Raw genomic sequence first — 3,709 nt, 5'->3', positions numbered from 1 at the left:
TCGACGAGGACAGGATCTCGGCAAGGGTCAACTTTCACCTGCCGTCACGGGGTCAGTTTTCACGTGCCGTCGACAAGAGCCACTCGCGCTCGCGTCACGTGCAACAGCCTCCCCTGGTGCTGCGATAGCGAGCAGCGTCGGAACCCACGCTGGTCGAGACAGTTCGCACTCGACGGCTCAACGGATCCAGGCTGAGACCGAGCGGTCCTCAACTCTCGGAAGCGTGCTCGATCTCCTCGGGCAAGTCCGCAGGAGGGCGCACTGGCACCGGCGCGCTCGAGGGGCGCCGTGGCGCCCCTCGCGTGTCGGCGGCGCTCGAAAACTGAGCAGGTACGGCGCTCGAAATGTGAGCACTCTTCGACGATTGGAGTGTGATCACCATGGAGGACTGGGCGCTGATCAGGAGGCTGGCCGCCGACGGTGTGCCGAGGGCCAGGATCGCCAGGAGGTTGGGCATCTCGAGGAACACGGTCGCTGCGGCCGTGACCTCGGACGGGCCACCGAAGTACGAGCGAAGAGCGGGTCCGACGTCGTTCACGCCGTACGAGGCGCGGGTGCGTGAGCTGTTGAAGGAGACACCGGACATGCCGGCGACGGTGTTGGCCGAGCGGGTCGGGTGGACCGGCTCGATCCGGTGGTTCCGGGACAACGTGAACCGGGTCCGGGTCGATCACCGCCCGATCGACCCGGCGGACCGGTTGACGTGGGCGGCTGGGGACGTGGCGCAGTGCGACCTGTGGTTCCCGCCGCGCAAGATCTTGCTCGAGGACGGTTCACGGGCCCTGTTGCCGGTGCTGGTCATGACGTGCGGTTACTCGAGGTTCACGGTGGGTCGGATGCTCCCGACCCGCAAGACCCCGGACCTGCTGCTGGGCACGTGGGACCTGCTCAGTGAGCTGGGGCGGGTGCCGCGCCGGTTGATCTGGGATAACGAGCCCGGCATCGGGCGACGCACGGTGACCGAGCCGATCGCGGTGTTCGCCGGGACCCTGGCCACGAAGGTGGTGCTGCTGCCGCCACGGGACCCGGAGTCCAAAGGGCTCGTGGAGCGCCGTAACCGGTTCTTCGAGACCTCCTTCATGCCCGGGCGGCACTTCGAGTGCCCGGCCGACTTCAACGCCCAGTTCACCCACAGGCTCACCAGCGCGAACGCCCGGGTGGTGCGCACGACCAAGGCCCGCCCGGTCGACCTGCTCGCGGCGGACACCGAGGCGATGCTGCCGTTGCCGCCGGCGGTGCTGCACCTGGGATGGCGCAACCACGTCCGCCTGGGCCGGGACTACTACGTGCGCGTCGATACGTGCGACTACTCGGTCGACCCCCGCGCGATCGGTGCCCGGGTCGACGTGGCCGCCGACCTCGACGTCGTCCGCGTCCGGCACGGTGGCCAGCTGGTGGCCGATCACCCGCGCCGCTGGGCCCGGAGCATGACCGTCACCGACCCCGCCCACGTCACCGCCGCCGCGGCGTTGCGGCACGCCTACCAGCACCCCAGGACCCGTCCCGAGGCCGACGAGCTGATCCGGGACCTGGCCGACTACGACAAGGCGTTCGGGATCGACGCCGGCGAGCTGGAGTCGCGATGAGCCGCAAACCGAACTCCGCCGGGACCGAGTCGCTCAAGCAGATCACCCACCTGGCCGCCGCGCTGAAAGCGCCCCGGATCACCGAGGCCGCCGCCCGCCTGGCCGACCACGCCCGCGACGCCGGGTGGACCCACGAGGACTACCTGGCCGCAGTCCTGGAACGCGAGGTCGCCGCCCGCAACGCCTCCGGAGCCCGACTACGGATCCGCGCCGCTGGCTTCGGCGCGGTCAAGACCCTGGACGACTTCGACTTCGACCACCAACCCAGCGCCCGCACCCCCGCCCAGGCGTTAGCGTCCGGTGCCTACCTGGCCGAGCACCGCAACGTCGTCCTCCTCGGCCCACCGGGCACCGGCAAGACCCACCTGGCCACCGCCCTCGGTGTCGCCGCCGCCCGGCAAGGGCACCGGGTGCTGTTCGCGACCGCGACCGACTGGGTCACGCGCCTGTCCGAGGCGCACAACCGGGACCGGCTCGCCGCCGAGCTGACCCGGCTACGCCGCTACGGGCTGATCATCGTCGACGAGGTCGGCTACCTGCCCTTCGAGCAGGACGCGGCCAACCTGTTCTTCCAGCTCGTCTCATCCCGCTACGAGCACGCCTCGCTGATCCTGACGTCCAACCTGCCGTTCAGCTCCTGGGCCGGCGTCTTCGGCGACCAAGTCGTCGCCGCCGCCATGATCGACCGCATCGTCCACCACGCTGACGTCATACCCCTCAAAGGCGCCTCCTACCGGCTCCGCGACCGCGGCGTCGACACACTGCCCAGCATCAAAGCCGAACAAGAATCCCTAGACTGAACCTGCTCACTCTTCGACCGCCGAAACCGTCCAGTTTTCGAGCGCCGTCGACATCCGGGCTGCGGAGGTGGATGAAGCAGGCCGACATCGACGAGGGCACGCAGGAGGGCCTGTCCAGCGATGAGCGGGCCGAGTTGGTCCAGTTGCGCCGCGAGAAGCGCACGCTGGAGATGGAGATCGAGATCCTCAAGCGGGCCAGTGCGTACTTCGCGAGGGAGAATGTGCTCCCAAAATGATCTACCCGGTGGTCCGTGAGCTCGCTGCGGAGGAGACCCCTGTCGCGGTGACCTGCCGGTACTGAAGGTGTCGACGTCTAGCTACTACGAGTGGCGCTCCCGGCCTGCCAGTCGCCGCGACCTGGAGCAGGCATATCTGATCGAGGAAATCCGCGACGTCCACGCAGCCTCCTATGGCACCTACGGCCACCGGCGGGTCCACGCCGAGCTGACGATGGGCCGTCGTCGGGAGGTCAGCCAGGGCCGGGTGGAGCGGCTGATGCGCGCCGCTGGTCTGCAGGGCGTGCACCGCCGTCGGCTGCGCGGTTGCACCCGGCGTGACGAGGCCGCGGCGCCATCGCAGGACCTTGTGGAGCGGAACTTCACCCCCGATGCGCCGGACCGGCTCTACGTCGCCGACGTCACCCAGCACCGCACCGGCCAGGGATGGCTGTACTGCGCGGTGGTCATCGACTGCTTCAGCCGCCGTGTGGTGGGCTGGTCGATGGCCGACCACATCCGCTCCGAGCTGGTCGTGGACGCGCTGCAGATGGCGATCTGGAACCGTCGGCCACTACCCGGGGCGGTCCATCACAGCGACCACGGCTCGACCTACACCAGCTGGGCCTTCGGGCACCGGCTGCGTGAGGCCGGGTTGTTGGGGTCGATGGGATCGATCGGCGACTGCTTCGACAACTCCGTGGCCGAGAGCTTCTTCGCCACGTTGCAGACCGAGCAGCTGGACCGCTCGTCATGGCCGACCCGCGAGGGCCTGGCCAACGCGATCTTCAGCTTCATCGAGGGCTTCTACAACCCCCATCGACGGCACTCGACCATCGGCTACCTCAGCCCCGCCGACTACGAGGCCAAGTACCACCACTCGGTCCCTACTGGACCACAGACCGAGACCGCAGCATGATCAACACCAACACACCCGCACCGTCGGGCAGACAAGGTCACTTCAACAACGCCCGCCCCCGCATCACCGTGCACGCGGTGTCGCCCGATGAGCGCAGCAGGCAACCTGACGGCTAGGGCGTGTCTCCCAAATCCGCAGTCTGCGTCGGTAAGGGTGATCGCATGTCGCGGTTGCAGACGCTCTCGGACG

Annotated in this window: 4 protein-coding genes; all 4 read left to right on the top strand. The window is 68.6% G+C overall.

Going from position 1 to position 3,709, the window contains the following annotated elements:
- Window positions 1–371 precede the first annotated feature (371 nt).
- The 4 genes from istA (at window position 372) to FXF60_RS16305 (ending at window position 3,520) form a co-directional block, all read left to right on the top strand.
- Window positions 372–1,586, top strand: coding sequence for an IS21 family transposase (istA, locus tag FXF60_RS16315; RefSeq protein WP_192796793.1), 1,215 nt, complete (start codon window positions 372–374; stop codon window positions 1,584–1,586).
- Window positions 1,583–2,386, top strand: coding sequence for an IS21-like element helper ATPase IstB (gene istB / locus FXF60_RS16310; RefSeq protein WP_151527037.1), 804 nt, complete (start codon window positions 1,583–1,585; stop codon window positions 2,384–2,386). The genes istA and istB overlap by 4 nt, the downstream gene beginning before the upstream one ends.
- Window positions 2,387–2,457: 71 nt before the next feature.
- A complete protein-coding gene (locus FXF60_RS16620; RefSeq protein ID WP_192796792.1) occupies window positions 2,458–2,622 on the top strand; it encodes a hypothetical protein in 165 nt (54 codons plus the stop codon).
- A gap of 67 nt (window positions 2,623–2,689) precedes the next feature.
- The gene (locus tag FXF60_RS16305) at window positions 2,690–3,520 is read left to right on the top strand and encodes an IS3 family transposase (protein ID WP_192796791.1); all 831 of its coding nucleotides are present in this window, start codon (window positions 2,690–2,692) and stop codon (window positions 3,518–3,520) included.
- The last annotated feature ends 189 nt before the right edge of the window (window positions 3,521–3,709 follow it).

The organism is Serinicoccus kebangsaanensis, from assembly GCF_008919445.1.
GTDB lineage: Bacteria > Actinomycetota > Actinomycetes > Actinomycetales > Dermatophilaceae > Ornithinicoccus > Ornithinicoccus kebangsaanensis.
Note: the sequence above shows the minus strand (reverse complement) of the source record. Positions and strands in the feature narration are given on the sequence as shown.